Origin of the sequence: Pseudomonas sp. RIT-PI-q, from assembly GCF_001297125.1 — a bacterium.
Classification (GTDB): domain Bacteria; phylum Pseudomonadota; class Gammaproteobacteria; order Pseudomonadales; family Pseudomonadaceae; genus Aquipseudomonas.
Genome location: NZ_LHPC01000057.1, coordinates 92,087 through 107,971 on the forward strand (window position 1 = coordinate 92,087; position 15,885 = coordinate 107,971).

Annotated in this window: 17 protein-coding genes; 6 read left to right on the plus strand and 11 right to left on the minus strand. The window is 58.7% G+C overall.

Translation table 11 applies throughout. The annotated features are described in order from the left end of the window. Window positions 1-10: 10 nt before the first annotated feature. From flgK to AEQ67_RS31165, 8 genes are all read right to left on the minus strand, one after another. On the minus strand, window positions 11-2,020 hold the full coding sequence (gene flgK, locus AEQ67_RS31135) for a flagellar hook-associated protein FlgK (RefSeq protein ID WP_059407579.1): 2,010 nt from the start codon (window positions 2,018-2,020) through the stop codon (window positions 11-13). Window positions 2,021-2,043: 23 nt separating this feature from the next. Then, window positions 2,044-3,342 carry a flagellar assembly peptidoglycan hydrolase FlgJ gene (gene flgJ, locus AEQ67_RS31140; protein WP_059407580.1) on the minus strand — a complete coding sequence of 433 codons (1,299 nt, stop codon included), beginning with the start codon at window positions 3,340-3,342 and terminating at the stop codon, window positions 2,044-2,046. Between the two features lie 11 nt (window positions 3,343-3,353). Continuing rightward, the gene (locus AEQ67_RS31145; protein ID WP_059407581.1) at window positions 3,354-4,442 is read right to left on the minus strand and encodes a flagellar basal body P-ring protein FlgI; all 1,089 of its coding nucleotides are present in this window, start codon (window positions 4,440-4,442) and stop codon (window positions 3,354-3,356) included. A 27-nt stretch (window positions 4,443-4,469) separates the two neighbouring features. Then, on the minus strand, window positions 4,470-5,165 hold the full coding sequence (gene flgH, locus AEQ67_RS31150; RefSeq protein ID WP_059407582.1) for a flagellar basal body L-ring protein FlgH: 696 nt from the start codon (window positions 5,163-5,165) through the stop codon (window positions 4,470-4,472). Between the two features lie 52 nt (window positions 5,166-5,217). After that, window positions 5,218-6,003, minus strand: coding sequence for a flagellar basal-body rod protein FlgG (gene flgG, locus AEQ67_RS31155; RefSeq protein WP_059407583.1), 786 nt, complete (start codon window positions 6,001-6,003; stop codon window positions 5,218-5,220). Between the two features lie 45 nt (window positions 6,004-6,048). After that, window positions 6,049-6,789, minus strand: coding sequence for a flagellar basal body rod protein FlgF (locus AEQ67_RS31160; protein ID WP_059407584.1), 741 nt, complete (start codon window positions 6,787-6,789; stop codon window positions 6,049-6,051). A gap of 47 nt (window positions 6,790-6,836) precedes the next feature. Further along, window positions 6,837-7,094: a hypothetical protein gene (locus AEQ67_RS35740; RefSeq protein WP_152974937.1), complete on the minus strand. Its 258-nt coding sequence runs from the start codon at window positions 7,092-7,094 to the stop codon at window positions 6,837-6,839. Window positions 7,095-7,155: 61 nt separating this feature from the next. Next, window positions 7,156-8,721, minus strand: a complete 1,566-nt coding sequence (locus AEQ67_RS31165; RefSeq protein WP_059407585.1) for a sigma-54-dependent transcriptional regulator — start codon at window positions 8,719-8,721, stop codon at window positions 7,156-7,158. 384 nt (window positions 8,722-9,105) lie between these two features. Here AEQ67_RS31165 and phhA point away from each other — a divergent pair, with 384 nt between their 5' ends. From phhA to AEQ67_RS31190, 6 genes are all read left to right on the plus strand, one after another. Then, a complete protein-coding gene (gene phhA / locus AEQ67_RS31170) occupies window positions 9,106-9,897 on the plus strand; it encodes a phenylalanine 4-monooxygenase (RefSeq protein WP_059407586.1) in 792 nt (263 codons plus the stop codon). A 104-nt stretch (window positions 9,898-10,001) separates the two neighbouring features. Continuing rightward, a complete protein-coding gene (locus tag AEQ67_RS31175) occupies window positions 10,002-10,358 on the plus strand; it encodes a 4a-hydroxytetrahydrobiopterin dehydratase (RefSeq protein ID WP_059407587.1) in 357 nt (118 codons plus the stop codon). Beyond that, window positions 10,358-11,551, plus strand: coding sequence for an amino acid aminotransferase (locus AEQ67_RS31180; protein WP_059407588.1), 1,194 nt, complete (start codon window positions 10,358-10,360; stop codon window positions 11,549-11,551). Before AEQ67_RS31175 ends, AEQ67_RS31180 begins: the two co-directional genes overlap by 1 nt. Before the next feature lie 356 nt (window positions 11,552-11,907). Then, the gene (locus AEQ67_RS36540; RefSeq protein WP_269084770.1) at window positions 11,908-12,039 is read left to right on the plus strand and encodes a hypothetical protein; all 132 of its coding nucleotides are present in this window, start codon (window positions 11,908-11,910) and stop codon (window positions 12,037-12,039) included. A gap of 77 nt (window positions 12,040-12,116) precedes the next feature. After that, window positions 12,117-12,299 (plus strand): hypothetical protein, encoded by a 183-nt coding sequence (locus tag AEQ67_RS31185; RefSeq protein ID WP_059407589.1) that lies wholly within the window; start codon window positions 12,117-12,119, stop codon window positions 12,297-12,299. A gap of 106 nt (window positions 12,300-12,405) precedes the next feature. Next, window positions 12,406-13,605, plus strand: a complete 1,200-nt coding sequence (locus AEQ67_RS31190) for an MFS transporter (protein WP_059407590.1) — start codon at window positions 12,406-12,408, stop codon at window positions 13,603-13,605. Here AEQ67_RS31190 and arfB read toward each other — a convergent pair. The 3 genes from arfB to AEQ67_RS31205 form a co-directional block, all read right to left on the minus strand. After that, window positions 13,602-14,015 carry an alternative ribosome rescue aminoacyl-tRNA hydrolase ArfB gene (arfB, locus tag AEQ67_RS31195; protein ID WP_008010994.1) on the minus strand — a complete coding sequence of 138 codons (414 nt, stop codon included), beginning with the start codon at window positions 14,013-14,015 and terminating at the stop codon, window positions 13,602-13,604. The genes AEQ67_RS31190 and arfB overlap by 4 nt on opposite strands. Window positions 14,016-14,443: 428 nt before the next feature. Further along, window positions 14,444-15,142, minus strand: a complete 699-nt coding sequence (locus AEQ67_RS31200; RefSeq protein ID WP_059407591.1) for a DUF4225 domain-containing protein — start codon at window positions 15,140-15,142, stop codon at window positions 14,444-14,446. Continuing rightward, window positions 15,135-15,635: an Hcp family type VI secretion system effector gene (locus AEQ67_RS31205; RefSeq protein WP_059407592.1), complete on the minus strand. Its 501-nt coding sequence runs from the start codon at window positions 15,633-15,635 to the stop codon at window positions 15,135-15,137. The genes AEQ67_RS31200 and AEQ67_RS31205 overlap by 8 nt, the downstream gene beginning before the upstream one ends. Between the last annotated feature and the right edge of the window lie 250 nt (window positions 15,636-15,885).

Consider the following 15,885-nt stretch of genomic DNA (forward strand, 5'->3'; position numbering starts at 1 on the left):
TTACGGCTCCTTATAGGGCGTTGATCAGGGTGCTGAAAATTTCCTGCGCAGTCTTGATGATCTGCGAAGAGGCCGAGTAGTACTGCTGGTATTTGATCAGGTTGCCGGTCTCTTCATCGAGGTCGACACCCGACAGCGAGTCGCGAGAATTACGCGCCTGGCTCAGGATGGTGTCAGTGGCCGTGGCATCGAGTTGCCCCTGCTTGGTCTTGGAGCCGACCGACGAGACCAGGCCACCGTAGGCATCGGTGAAACTCACGCCCGGGCTGGTGGAATTGGCACCGACCGTGGCCTTGGTTTGCAGGCCGAGCAATGCCTGGGCGTTGCGGTTGTCCGTGCTGCCGGGCGCCGTCAGCGAGATATTGAAACTGTCGTCCTTGTCCGGACTGCCGCTGAGGGTCATCGCAACATTGAAGGTTTTCGCGACACCCAATGAGTCGGTGTAAGGCACCGCAATATTCAGATCGTTGTTCTGGCCGGGCACAATGTTCCCGGTCCCCATGCTGTTGCCCTTGGCGTCAAACACTTCATAAGCGGTGCTGCTGGTCATCAGCAAGCGAACCGGCATCGCTGCCTTGACTGCCGTCTGCATGTCTTGACGCTGGACAGGATCGTAGATGTCCAGGGCGGTGCTCAGGGTCGGCTGGCTGACGGCACCGGTGCCGTCATTACCCTGGGCCTTGGTGGACGTCAGCGGCGCGGCCGTGGCCAGGCGCTTGACGTCGGTCATGACGGTGGTCATGTCCGCCGCTGCATTGCGCGTCGGGGTGATCTTGAAGGTGTCGCCGGTATTCACCGGGGCGGCGTTGAGGCTCAGGCTGAAACCGTCGATGACCGGTGCCGGGCTCGCGCCCAGGGTGAAACTGCCCATGTCGGTGTTATCCGACAGACGACGCACGCTATAGCCCGTGGCGCTGGTGAAGGTCACCTGATAGTCGCTGACCGCCAGCTTGCTGGTGTCGTTGATGGTGACGTTGAGGTTGCCGGACGCCGGGTTGTTGTTGCCATTGGCGATGCTGCGCTGGCTGATGGCCGCCGCACTGTTGATATCGTTAAACAGCCCCGAGCCGAAGTTGCCGTTCTGATCGACCCCCTGCCCTTGCTGTTTGTTGACCTGATCGGCCACCACCATGGCAATGCGACCCAGGCCGTTGACGGCAGGTGTCAGCACGTCGTCGCGGTAACGCAACAGGCCGCCCATCTCGCCGCCCGAGACCGCGGACGTGATGTCGACCGTCGAACTGCCACGATCCATGATGATCGATGAACGGGTAGGGTCAGACTTGTCGGTCTGTATGCGCAGTGTATTGACGGTATTGCCCATGACCAGCGGCTGGCCGCTACCCAGGTAAATATCCAGGCTGCCGTTGTTTTCGCTGACCTGCGTACCAATCAGCTCGGAGAGTTGGCGAACGGTTTCGTTACGCTGGTCCAGCAGGTCGTTGGGCTGGCCGCCCGAACCACTGACCTCACTGATTTTCTGGTTGTAGGCTGCTACGGTCGCCGCCAGCTTGTTGACCTGATCGGCCATCGAGCCCAGCTGATCGTTGATGTACGTACCCTGCTGCTGCAACTGCTGGGAGATGGCATTGACCCGACTGGTCAAGGCTTGGGCATTGGTCAACAGCGCCTGACGCGCAGCGGTGTCGTTGGAATTGCCGGACAGTGTTTGCAGCGACGAGAAAAACGATTGCAGGGTTTTGGTAATGCCCGTGCCGCTGTCGGACAACAGTTTGTCCACTTGCGTGGCCTGCCCCAGGTAAGCCTGCGCATCACCGTTGAGCGATGTGGTGGTCTGCAACTGCGCATCGAGGTAGCTGTTGTAGACCCGACGCACATCGGCCAGCGTCGTACCGGTGCCGATGAATACATTGCCGTACTGACCGGAGGCTTTGGTGCTCTGCACAGTTTGTTGGCGTGAGTACCCGGCGGTGTCGACGTTGGCAATGTTGTTGCCAGTGGTCAGCAACGAAGAATGGCCAGCAGCCAGACCCGACATCCCGATATTGAGCAAACTCATGGTTCAGACCTTATAGCTTATGCCTATAAAGGCGTGGTGGTAGCGCCCGCCGCAGCGTAGTTCTGGTAACTCGTCATCTGCTTGGCTATCTGCGAAATCTTGCTTGCGTAGTCCGGGTCGGTTGCGTAACCGGCCTTTTGCAACTCGCGCACAAACTGTTCTGGGTTATCGGCCGACTTCACGACATCTTGATAGCGATTGTTGGTTTGCAGCAGCGTCACAAGGTCATGGAAGCTGTCCTTGTAGGAGTCGTAGGAACGGAACTCGGCCGTCTCCTTGACCTTCTGGCCATTCCTGAATTCGCTGGTGATCGCCCGTGCCGATTCGCCCGTCCAGCTGCTGCCGGCCTTGATGCCGAACAGGTTGTGACTGCTACTGCCATCCTGGGCGCGCATGACCGATTTGCCCCAGCCGGTTTCCAGCGCGGCCTGCGCCACCAGGTAACGCGGATCGACGCCAATGCGCTCGGCGGCCTCTTTGGCCATCGGCAGCATGGTGTTGACGAATTCGTCGGCGGAACTGAAGGCTTTTTTCGCCGGCGCCAAGGGAATCTGCGCCATGGCACGGCCATAGATCTGCAGTCGTCCGCTGGAGGTGGAATCGGTTTGCGCGGTCAGCCAATCGCCGTTGTACAGAGGGCCAGAACCGGTCTTGGTGCTCGATGGCACCTGGATTTTATTCGGGCTGGTCGCTGCCGTTGCGGCGTTGGTCGATGCCGATGGCACCAGCCCGGCGAGCAAGCGGTCGGCCAGTTTCGGTGGCAGCGCCAGACGCCGTTGATTGATCAGTGCCATGTCATTGTGGTGAGCGCCCTCGCCCGCGCCTGTCGGCGACTTCAGCGAACGCGAAGCCCACAACGGACGCTCGCCATTGAGGCGCGACAGCGGCCCGTGGGTGGCAGCCGTACCGGCAGCAATCGGCGTTTCCACGGCGGCTTTCGCGGCAAGCTGCTTGGCGGCAGACGCGGCGGCGGCCTCACCCGGCGCCATGGGTTTGTTCTTCGACATCTGCCGCATCAGCACGTCCGCCAGACCAATACCGCCACCCTCGCGGGACATGGAAACGGCCAACTGCTGGTCGTACATTTCCTGGTATTGCTTGGCTGCCGGGGTGTTGAGCGGGTTGTCCTGGCCCAGCGTATCGGTAGCCGAGCGCATGGACTTGAGCATTTCACCCAGGAACAGCGACTCGAATTCCTGCGCCACTTTGCGCATGTTGCCGTCACTGTCCTTGTCGCCGACCTTGAGCTGGTTCAGGCGGTTCAGGTCCGAATAGGAACCCGAATCGCTACTGCTGACAAAACCGCTCTTGCGCATATCCATGGTCGCCGTCCTCAGATCACGATCAGGTCGGCTTGCAACGCGCCGGCCTGCTTCAGTGCTTCGAGGATCGCCATCAAGTCACCGGGTGCGGCGCCGACCTGGTTCACCGCACGGACGATTTCGTCGAGGGTGGTGCCAGGGCCGAACTTGAACATCGGTTTGGCTTCCTGCTGGGCGTTGACCCGCGAGCGTGGCACGACCGCCGTCTGACCATTGGACAGAGGGCCGGGCTGGCTGACGATCGGGTCTTCGGTGATGGTCACGGTCAGGCTGCCGTGAGTCACGGCGGCCGGGGACACCTTGACGTTCTGGCCGATCACGATGGTGCCGGTGCGGGAGTTGATGATGACTTTGGCCACCGCCTGACCCGGATCGACTTCAAGGTTTTCCAGGATCGACAAATAGTCGACCCGCTGGCTTGGGTCCAGCGGCGCGCTGACGCGAATCGACCCGCCGTCAATGGCCTGTGCCACGCCAGGGCCGAGCATGTCGTTGATCTTGTCGACGATGCGCTTGGCGGTGGTGAAGTCCGAACGGTTGAGGTTCAGGGTCAGGCTGTTGCCCTGGTTGAAACCGCTCGGCACCGAACGCTCGACCGATGCACCGCCAGGGATACGACCGGCCGACGGCACATTAACGGTGATCTTCGAACCATCGCGACCTTCCGCGTCAAAACCGCCGACCACCAGGTTGCCCTGGGCGATTGCGTAAACATTCCCGTCGATACCTTTCAGCGGCGTCAGCAGCAACGTACCGCCGCGCAAACTCTTGGAGTTACCGATGGACGAAACCGTGATGTCGACCTGCTGACCCGGCTTGGCAAACGCCGGCAAATCGGCACTGATCGATACCGCCGCGACGTTCTTCAATTGCACGTTGCCCGAACCCGGCGGCACTTTGATGCCGAACTGCGAGAGCATGTTGTTGAAGGTCTGCAGGGTGAATGGCGTCTGAGTCGTCTGGTCACCGGTGCCGTTAAGCCCGACCACCAGGCCGTAACCGATCAATTGGTTGGAACGCACGCCGGAAATACTGGCGATGTCTTTCAGCCGCTCGGCTTGAGCACCGAAGGCTGCGGACATCAGGAGCGCAGCCACCATCAGGTGTTTAAGATTCAACGTAGCCACCTAGAAAGGGAACAGCGGGCTGAGGAAGAAACGGTCGAACCAGCCTGGCTGACTCGCATCGGCAAACGAACCGGTGCCCGAATAGGTGATGCGTGCATCGGCGATACGAGTCGACGACACGGTGTTGTCGGTGGCGATGTCATCGGCCCGGACCAGTCCGGCAATGCGTACCAGCTCATCACCGGTATTGAGGGTCATCCACTTCTCGCCGCGTACGGCGATGATGCCGTTGGGCAAGACGTCAGCGACGGTCACGGTGATCGAGCCGGTCAGGCTGTTGCCCTGCCCGGCCTTGCTGTCACCCTTGGTCGCGCGGTCACCTTCATAGCTGGCGCTCAGGCTCAGGTCACCGCTGCCGAACGGGTTGTTGGTGGTTGCACTGCCGCCGAACAGCGAGGTCAGGCCGAGCCCGGTCTTGCTGTTTTTCGCCACTTGCGAGTTGGCGTTTTTGCTGGCCTGGGTCTTCTCGTTCAGGGTGATGGTAATGATGTCACCGACCCGGAACGCCTTGCGGTCGCTGTACAGGTTCTGTTCGAAACCGGCCTGGTAGATCGAGCCGTTGTTCGCGGCAGCCGGCAACGGCGTGCGCGGCAACACCGGGGCGTAGTAGGGATCATTGGGCTTGGGTGTCACAGGAACACAGCCCGCGAGCACGGTGATCCCACTCAATGCCAGAACAGAAACGAAGCGATTCATGACCCTACCTCACGGTGTTGCAGGCGGCCTCATGGCCGCCTCATAGACTTGATTACAGATTCTGCGTTACGAACGAGAGCATCTGGTCGGCGGTGGAGATCACCTTGGAATTCATCTCGTAAGCGCGTTGGGTGGTGATCATGTTGACCATCTCCTCTACGGTGCTGACGTTGGACGTTTCCAGGGTGTTCTGCAGCGTGGTGCCGAAACCGGCCAGGCCCGGCGTACCGACTTGCGGCGCACCGCTGGCGGCGGTTTCCAGGAACAGGTTGTTACCCACCGCTTGCAGGCCGGCCGGGTTGATGAAGTCGGCGGTTTGCAGGTTGCCGATCACTTGGGAGGCCGGGTTGCCGGTCACGGTGATGGACACGGTGCCGTCGCGACCGACCGTGAAGGTCTGCGCGTCGTTCGGGATGACAATGGCCGGCTCCAGGGCGAAGCCGCTGGCGTTGACGATCTGGCCGTTGGAATCCAGGTGGAACGTACCGTCACGGGTGTAGGACGTGGTGCCGTCCGGTTGCAGGATCTGGAAGAAACCGCGACCGTCGATAGCCATGTCAAGCGGCTGTTCGGTGGTTTGCAGGCTGCCGGCGGTGAAGTTTTTCTGGGTGCCGACGATGCGCACACCAGTACCCAATTGCAGACCCGACGGCAGTTCGCTGTCCTGGGTCGACTGGGCGCCTGGTTGGCGTTTGATCTGGTAGAGCAGATCCTGGAACTCGGCGCGATCACGTTTGAAACCCGTGGTCGACACGTTGGCCAGGTTGTTGGAAATGGTCGTCAGGTTGGTGTCCTGGGCGGACAGGCCTGTTTTGGCAACCCATAGAGCCGGAAGCATTTAATTCTCCTCGTGCGCCTGTTTTACGGCGCGACGTTCTGATGATTAGCTGATCTGCAAGACCCGAGCCATGGCCTGGTCATCTTCTTTGGCGGTGTTCATCATCTTGATGTGCAGCTCGAATTGCTTGGCCAGGGCCAGCACCGACGTCATCTCTTCCACGGCATTGACGTTGCTCGATTCAAGGAACCCGGACACCAGTTTGACGTTGGCATCGGCTTGCGCCGGCTTGCCGTCCTTGGTGTGGATCGAACCGTCCAGGCCTTTGGTCATGTTCTTGAAATCAGGATTGACCAGCTTGATGCGGTCGACTTCGGCCATCACGCGCGGGCCTTCGCCCATCGCACGGATGCTGATGGTGCCGTCTTCGCCCACTTCGATTTGCTGCTCGGGCGGCACGGCAATCGGCCCGCCGTTGCCGATCACCGGCATACCGTTGCCGGCCCGCAGCACGCCGAGGGCGTCAACGTTCAGGCTGCCAGTGCGCACGTAGCTTTCACCGCCGTCAGGATTCTGCACGGCGATCCAGCCACCACCTTGCACCGCGACATCGAGATCGCGACCGGTTTCCACCAGGGCACCCGGAGAGAAGTCGGTGGCCGGACGCTCGGACAGGGCAAACGCACGCGCCGGAAAGCTGTCACCGAACACCGGCATCGAACGCGCCTGCTCCAGGTCTTTCTGGAAGCCGTTGGTGGAGATGTTCGCCAGGTTGTTGGCATGAGCCTTCTGCGCCAGTGCATTCTGGCTGGCGCCGGTCATTGCCACATAAAGGTACTTGTCCACGCTCTTTCCTCTGCATGCCGGACGTTTGCCGCCCACTGCTGTACTGATCAGCCATAAGCAATTTGCAGACCAACTTTTTTCTGGCGACGCGGGGCCCGGCAAACAAAGGACTTGAGGGGTTCGGAGGGCAATTGGGGATTGTGTTGAAGACGAAAAACCGGCGGTGTTATGCCGCTTCGCGGCAATAGATCGATGTATTGCGCGCGACACGCCCCTGTAGCAGCTGTCGAGCCTGCGAGGCTGCGTTCGGCGGCGAAGCCGTCGTGAATTCCGGCGCCACGGTTCTTCCGGTCAATCACGTTCATGGGGTTTACGACGGCTTCGCCGCCGAACGCAGCCTCGCACGCTCGACAGCTGCTACAAAAGCTATGCGCTGCCGGGATCTTTGCCGACCTCGTATTCGCGCAATTTGTTGGCAATGGTGGTATGCGAAACCCCTAATCGCTTGCCCAGTTGCCGACTGCTCGGATGCTCCGAATACAAGCGCTCCAGCACCGCTTTCTCAAAGCGTCCGACGATCGCATCCAGTCCACCCTCAAGGGAAAAATCGCCAAGCGGCTGACGCACGCCGTAGTCCGGCAGACGAATATGCTCAGCCTTGACCGTCCCGCCCTCGCACAGGGAAACCGCCTGGAACAGCACGTTCTCCAACTGCCGGACATTGCCCGGCCAATGGTAGTGACTGAGCCGTTCCATGGCGGCGGGTGCCAGTTTCGGCAACGGGCAACCGATCTGTCGGCTGGCCTGGTCGAGGAAGTGTTCCACCAGCGGCGTCAAACCATCGAGGCATTCGCGCAGCGGCGGAATGTGCAGCGAAAGCACGTTCAAGCGGTGATACAGATCCTGGCGAAACTCACCGCGCGCGCACAGTTCGGACAGATCGACCTGGGTCGCGCAGATCACGCGCACATCCAGATAAACCTCTTCATCACTGCCCACACGACGGAAGCAACCGTCCTGCAGGAAGCGCAGCAATTTCACCTGCAAGCGCGGGCTCATTTCCCCGACGCCGTCGAGAAACAGCGTGCCGCCCGCCGTCAATTCAAGCAGCCCGAGCTTGCCTTCGGCCCGCGCCCCTTCAAAGGCACCGGGGCCGTAGCCGAACAACTCGGTCTCGGCCATCGACTCCGGCAAACCGGCGCAATTGAGCGCCATCAACGGTGACTGCCCACGAGGACTCGCCAAGTGACAGGCTCGCGCCAACAACTCTTTACCGGTGCCGGTTTCCCCTTCTATTAATAGCGGCGCATCCAGCGGCGCCATGCGCCGGGCTTCGCGCACCACCGCTGCCATCACTTTCGAACTTTGGAAGATGCTGTCGAACCCGCGCAGTTCCTGCTTGCGCACGTTATAGATGCGCTCGCCTACCCGGTCGGCGCGGTGCAGCGTGAGAACCGCGCCGGCCATGGCTTCGCTGTCGTCATGTTCCGATTGCAGCGGCGCGATGTCGGCGAGAAACACGTCGCCCTTGACCTTCACCCGCAAGCCGTTGATCCGCGACTTGTTGGCGCGTACCAGTTCCGGCAGGTCAAAATCCTCGGCGTAGCGCGACAATGGAATCCCCGGCACCTCGTCCACCCGCACCCCAAGCAATTGCGCCGCTGCGCGGTTGGCCGCGACGATTGAGCCACCCATGTCGATCGACAGCACCGGGAACTCCAGGGCGCCGAGCAGCGCATTGAGTTCCATGTGCCGACGTTCGCTGGGCATCAGCCCTACACGCTTGACGCCGAAGACCCCGGCAATTGCCTCGAATTTCGGACGCAACGCCTGGAACTGGATGTTGATCAGGTTGGGGCAATGCAGGTAAATGGCATTGCCATGCTCACCGCCGACCTCGCCGCGAGCGACGTTGATCCCGTACTCCACCAGCAGGTTGAGAATGTCGCGCAGGATGCCGATGCGGTTCTGGCAGTGGACTTTGATACGCATATAAAACACCTGAAAAGCGGTGATTGAGGTTGTGATGCGTGGCGCGCAACCTGTGGGAGCGGGCTTGCTCGCGAAAGCATCGGCACATCCAGCATTGCTGTATCAGAAAGACCGCTTTCGCGAGCAAGCCCGCTCCCACAAGGGTATTTTTCTGCGAGGGTGCTCAGATAGCCGTCAAGATTATGTGACAGGTGGAGTGCATTTCAAACCCGGAAATCTCAATACCTGCGCACCAACCGCTAAACCGTAACGAAAACTTTACGAATATCGACGAATTTTCCTACGCATGATGCGGATCACCTGCTGCAACGTCGCACTCCTTGGGGTATTTCTAAGTCCATAGCAGGACATAACAAGAACGAAATCCCCTAGCAGGAGAGCAGCATGAAGCAGACGCAATACGTGGCTCGCGAGCCCGATGCGCAAGGTTTTATCGACTACCCCGCCGAAGAACACGCGGTGTGGAACACGCTGATCACTCGCCAACTGAAAGTGATCGAAGGGCGTGCGTGCCAGGAGTACCTGGACGGTATCGAAAAACTCGGTCTGCCCCACGACCGCATTCCGCAACTCGGTGAGATCAACAAGGTCCTCGGTGAAACCACCGGGTGGCAAGTTGCCCGAGTGCCGGCGCTGATCCCCTTCCAGACCTTTTTCGAATTGCTGGCCAACAAGCAGTTCCCGGTGGCGACGTTTATTCGTACCCGAGAAGAGCTGGATTACCTGCAAGAACCGGACATTTTCCACGAGATCTTTGGTCACTGTCCGCTGCTGACCAACCCCTGGTTCGCTGAATTCACCCACACCTACGGCAAACTCGGCCTACAGGCTTCCAAGGAAGAACGCGTGTACCTGGCGCGCCTGTATTGGATGACCATCGAGTTCGGCCTGGTCGATACCCCGCAAGGCCAGCGCATCTACGGTGGCGGTATTCTGTCCTCGCCGAAAGAAACTGTTTATTGCCTGTCGGACGAACCTGAGCATCAGGCCTTCGATCCGCTGGAATGCATGCGCACGCCTTATCGCATCGACATTCTGCAGCCGCTGTACTTTGTCCTGCCGAACCTCAAGCGCCTGTTCGACCTGGCGCATGAAGACATCATGGGCATGGTCAAGCAAGGCATGCAGTTGGGTCTGCACGCACCGAAATTTCCGCCCAAACCCAAAGCGGCGTGATCCGCGACTTTTACGATCAAGTGAGTCTGTCAGGAAGCCACGATTTGCATTAGCGTGGTGACACTGACGGCCGATTTCCATTTATTCGATTTCAGGAACCCATCATGTCCACATTGAACCAAGCCCACTGCGAAGCCTGCCGCGCCGACGCTCCGCAAGTCAGCGACGAAGAACTGCCGGTACTGATCAAGCAGATCCCGGACTGGAACATCGAAGTGCGCGACAGCGTCATGCAGCTAGAAAAAGTCTTCCTGTTCAAAAACTTCAAGCACGCACTGGCGTTCACCAACGCCGTCGGCGAAATCTCCGAGGCCGAAGGTCACCACCCGGGCCTGCTGACCGAATGGGGCAGTGTCACCGTGACCTGGTGGAGCCATTCCATCAAGGGCCTGCACCGCAACGACTTCATCATGGCCGCGCGCACTGACGAAGTGGCCAAAGATGCCGAGGGCCGCAAATAATGCATTTCGACGCCATAGGTCGAGTACCCGGCGACCCGATTCTCGGCCTGATGGAGGCCTATGCGCAGGACCCCAACCCGCGCAAATTCGACCTTGGCGTGGGTGTCTATAAAGATGCCCAGGGCCTGACACCGATCCTGCAGTCCGTGAAGCTCGCCGAGCAGCGGCTGGTGGACCGTCAGTCCACCAAGACCTACATCGGCGGCCACGGCGAACCGGCGTTCGGCAAGGCGATCAATGAGCTGGTGCTCGGCGCCGATTCCCCGCTGATCGCCGAACAACGCGTCGGCGCCACCCAGACGCCGGGCGGCACCGGAGCGCTGCGCTTGAGCGCTGACTTCATCGCCCAATGCCTGCCAGGCCGTGGCGTGTGGCTGAGCAACCCGACCTGGCCGATTCACGAATCGATCTTCGCCAAGGCCGGGGTCAAGGTCAGCCATTACCCATATGTCGGCAGCGACAACCGCCTCGATGTGGAAGCAATGATCGCGGTGCTTAAAGAAGCGCCGAAGGGCGATGTGGTTTTACTGCACGCCTGCTGCCATAACCCGACCGGCTTCGATCTGTCCCATGACGACTGGCGCCGGGTGCTGGACGTAGTGCGCAGCCGTGATCTGGTGCCGTTGATCGACTTCGCTTATCAGGGTTTCGGCGATGGCCTGGAACAGGACGCCTGGTCGACCCGGCTGTTCGCCGCCGAGTTGCCGGAAGTGTTGATCACCAGTTCCTGCTCGAAGAACTTCGGCCTGTACAGCGACCGCACCGGCGCGCTGATTGTCTGCGCGAAAACTGCAGACAAGCTGGTGGATGTCCGCAGCCAACTCGCCAACATCGCCCGCAATTTGTGGTCGACGCCACCGGATCATGGCGCTGCCGTGGTCGCGACCATTCTCGGCGATCCAGAACTGAAAAGCCTTTGGGCCGATGAAGTGGAAGCCATGCGTTTGCGTATCGCCCAACTGCGCAGCGGTTTGCTGGAAGCACTTGAGCCTCACGGTTTGCGTGAGCGGTTTGCACACATGGGCGTGCAGCGCGGGATGTTTTCCTACACCGGTTTGACGCCGGATCAAGTCAAACAGCTGCGTGATCACCACAGCGTTTACATGGTCGGCACTGGCCGGGCGAACGTGGCCGGGATTGATGCAACGCGCCTGGACCTGCTGGCCGAGGCGATCGCCGACGTCTGCAAATAACCCCTGCGGCCCTCCTCCCCGTAGACCCATTGGCCTATTGGCCTATTGGCCCATTGGCCCATTGGCCCATTGGCCCGTTTGGCCCATTGGCCCGTTTGGCCCGTAGGAGCTGTCGAGTGAAACGAGGCTGCGATCTTTTGATCTTGCTTTTTTAAGATCAAAAGATCGCAGCCTCGTTTCACTCGACAGCTCCTACAAGGCCATCAACAGGTTGCTAAACCTGTATAGACAAGCCCATCCGTCGAAACAAATAGATATAAAAGTCTTTTTGTCATTTCTACTGATGTATCCTCCCCAAGCTTTTTAAAAGCGCGGATCTACCCAGATCTATCAACAGACTTTGCGAGGAGCGCGATATGCACGAGATCCCTAATCTCCCCTTCCCAAGCCTGCACGAAACTGAGCAGACGACCACGCAACAAGCCGGCGCCCAACAGCCCGAGCCGAAAGAAGCCACTGAACGCAGCCAGGCCGACAGAGAAGACTGATACACCTGCAATGCCAGACCGTGTGGAAAGCGCTAATATGCGCTTTCCACACCGCCTGAACCCTTGAGCAGCACACCATGACCGACGAATTCAGTGAGACCGAGGCCAGCGTCCTGATCGGCACCGCCGAGAAGATGATCGAGATCTGGAATCGCCTTTCCCCCGAGAAACAAGCCGCCCTGCTCGCCCGTTTCGGCAGCGAAGAGAATGCGCTGGCCGCCCTGGTCACGACGCAACTGGTCGCCCCCGCCAAACCCTGAGTCAACGCCGCCCGGCAAATAGTTTTACTTTTTCCACGACCGCTGGCCGCTCGCGCCGCTATCATAAGCAGCCTATCTATCCTGCTTCCCCGTGGACCTTTTACCCATGTCTGAAAACCAGCGCCCCCTGGCGGTCACGCTGCAAGTCGTTTCCATCGTCCTGTTCACCTTCATCGGCTACCTGAATATCGGCATTCCCCTGGCCGTATTGCCCGGCTACGTCCACAGCGACCTCGGTTTCGGCGCCGTCATCGCCGGGCTGGTCATCAGCGTGCAATACCTGGCCACCCTGCTCAGCCGCCCTTATGCCGGGAAGATCATCGACAACAAGGGCAGCAAACTGGCGGTGATGTATGGCCTCGCCGGCTGCGGTTTGAGCGGTGTGTTCATGCTGATTTCGGCCTGGACCCAAAGCCTGCCGACGTTGAGCCTGATCAGCCTGTTGATCGGCCGCCTGGTACTGGGCAGCGCGGAAAGCCTGGTGGGTTCGGGTTCGATCGGTTGGGGCATCGGCCGGGTCGGCGCGGCGAATACCGCCAAAGTCATCTCCTGGAACGGCATCGCCAGTTATGGCGCACTGGCCATCGGCGCACCGCTGGGCGTGTTGCTGGTCAATCAATTGGGCTTGTGGAGCATGGGCGTCAGCATCGTGCTGCTGGCCGTTTTGGGTCTGGCGCTAGCCTGGCCGAAAACCGCCGCGCCGATCGTCGTCGGCGAGCGTTTGCCATTCATGCATGTGCTGGGGCGCGTGCTGCCGCATGGGTGCGGACTGGCGTTGGGCTCCATCGGTTTTGGCACCATCGCAACCTTCATCACGTTGTATTACGCCACGCAACACTGGGAAAACGCGGTGCTGTGCCTGAGCCTGTTCGGCGCCAGTTTCATTGGTGCGCGATTGCTGTTCGGCAACCTGATCAACCGCCTTGGTGGCTTTCGCGTGGCGATTGCCTGCCTGTCGGTGGAAACGCTGGGATTGTTGCTGCTGTGGATGGCGCCGGATGCCCATTGGGCCTTGGCCGGTGCGGCGTTGAGCGGGTTCGGGTTCTCGCTGGTGTTTCCGGCGCTGGGGGTGGAGGCGGTCAATCTGGTGCCAGCTTCCAGTCGTGGAGCGGCGGTCGGGGCTTATTCGCTGTTCATCGATTTGTCGCTGGGGATCACCGGGCCGGTGGCGGGTGCGATTGCGGCGGGATTTGGTTTTGCCTCGATCTTCCTGTTCGCTGCCCTCGCCGCTTTGAGCGGTTTGGCATTGAGCGTTTACCTGTACCGGCAGGCGCCCAAGTATCGCGAAGAAAGAGCCGCCCGTTAGAAATCGACCTTGCCGCGCCCGGCCTTGATGCTGCCGCGCTTGGTCTTGGATTCAAGCCGACGCTTCTTCGAACCGAGGGTCGGCTTGGTCGGGCGGCGCTTCTTTTCCACTTTAGTGGCGCTGAGGATCAACTCGGTCAACCGCTCCAGCGCATCCGCGCGATTGGCTTCCTGCGTCCGGTATTGCTGGGCCTTGATGATCAACACCCCTTCGCTGGTGATGCGACTGTCGCGCAGCGCCAGCAACCGTTCCTTGTAGAACTCGGGCAACGACGAGGCGGGGATGTCGAAGCGCAGGTGCACGGCACTGGAGACTTTATTGACGTTCTGCCCACCGGCGCCTTGCGCGCGAATGGCCGTCAATTCGATCTCGGCATCCGGCAGATGCACGTTGTTGGAAATTACCAGCATGGAAAAGCGTCCGAGTTCAGGGTGGTCAGGATACCTCGAATGGCGGTCTGAATAGCAGGTACTCACTGAAGCAGGCTAAATCAAGCAAGTCACGCCAGACTTTTCTTACAGCATTTTCGTATTTGCAAATGGGGAGTTGCTTTATTTTGAATGGCTATATTAATCTCAGTCACCCACACCAACGGGATATATTATTTTATGTCACTTGAAAACATTCGATACCATTTGGCGGTAACCTGCTTGGTTTTAGGCTGCTCAATCCCTGTTATGGGAGCAGTTGTCTGGATAATAACCGAAGCAATACCACTAGAGGGACGCGCTTTAAACATTGCTTACATAGCAACGTATATCCCCATTGCATTACTTGGCTTACGCTTCTACCTCCCAAGACTACGAGGAATTGCATAACATCGCTGCGCCGCACCACATCAATCGCTTCGCACCATTGACTGCTCACCCTTAATCATTGAATTTAAAGTTATAGAATCAACCAAACCTTCGAACAACAAAGCTAGAGTGCCAGACTGCTGATAAGCCCGCTCATTACTTATTGGATCATATCTAAAGAACTGCAAAGATCCAGGCTTGCGCACCGTCCTGAACATGCCATACCCCGACAGCAGTAAATCGGTCGAGTAATACGCCATATTACCGTTATAGCTATCCCTAAAAAGAGCCTGATAGCCGCGCCTGATAGGACCTTGAGTGCTTGGTGCGGCGGGACCGTTATAAATGTTAGCCATCCCTTCGGCGATATTATTTGCCCCATGACCAATTAGAAGCGCACCTGGCACGGCCCCGATCCCCCACGACGCACCCGTAACCGCGATGCCGACTTCAATTTGCATCCCGCCTGCCAAAACACCGATACCGTTTTGAGTATAAAAAAGCGCCTTCGACAATAACGCTTCGTGCTCAACTCTTAGTTCCTGTAGCCCCTGCCACGCGCTGATAAGCCCCTCATCAACAGCCTGAATAACCTCGTTCGCGTAGACTGAAATAATCGAACTGAAGCGAAGTCGCGCAATACCATCCGTGAAATGAGTCATGCCGATGTTGCAACCAACCGCAACCAGATCGGAAGCCGCTTTAGTCACATCGTGAATATCACAGGAAGTCTCATTCATATTCCTCACCCCAGGCACTATAAGCACTCGTCGCCCCAGGAACGTGCGCCCAGGCAATTTCTCTATAACGAATGGACACCTGTTCTTGAGGCTCCGCATCGTTCATACGAATAGCGTGAGGAACGTGCTGACTGATATGCGCAATACGCGCACCGGTGAGATGGATTGAATAATATCGCTCTTGCCCACCCGCCGGAGTGGTGCGATAGAGGTTGAGAATACAATCCACTTCTTCACGCTCATGTAACGCGCTGGCCAACAGTGGTGATGATTTATCGATACTTTTAGTAATCACGACCGGCAAGTGCCTGCCGCGACCTCCTGCAATACTGCCATCATTACCCGTCACCATATCGTGTGAGTAAGCCAACACCATGATTTCGTCCAAGTGTGCTGACTGGCACTTATTGCCGATCGAGCTGTGGCCGGAGCAACCAGCAGAAATCAAACCTTGCCGTTTACCGGTAATAGTTATGTAACTGTGACTGGCCATACAGGCAACTCCTTAATGTATTCGGAGCGCCAGCCTATGACAAAAATAACCAGACAGGTTGTAGGGCACTTCTGATTTAACGAATCTGCTTCTGTTTGATCAAAATTCCGAAATTACGGTAGTAAATAGTGAATATCCATGTAGGAACGGGACTTCAGCAAAATCAAGCTCAGTCAGGCGGCGGTCATTATGGATGAGCGAAAGTCAGACTGTCTGACGACTTGGTTCTACGCTAAAGAATCCGGATCAG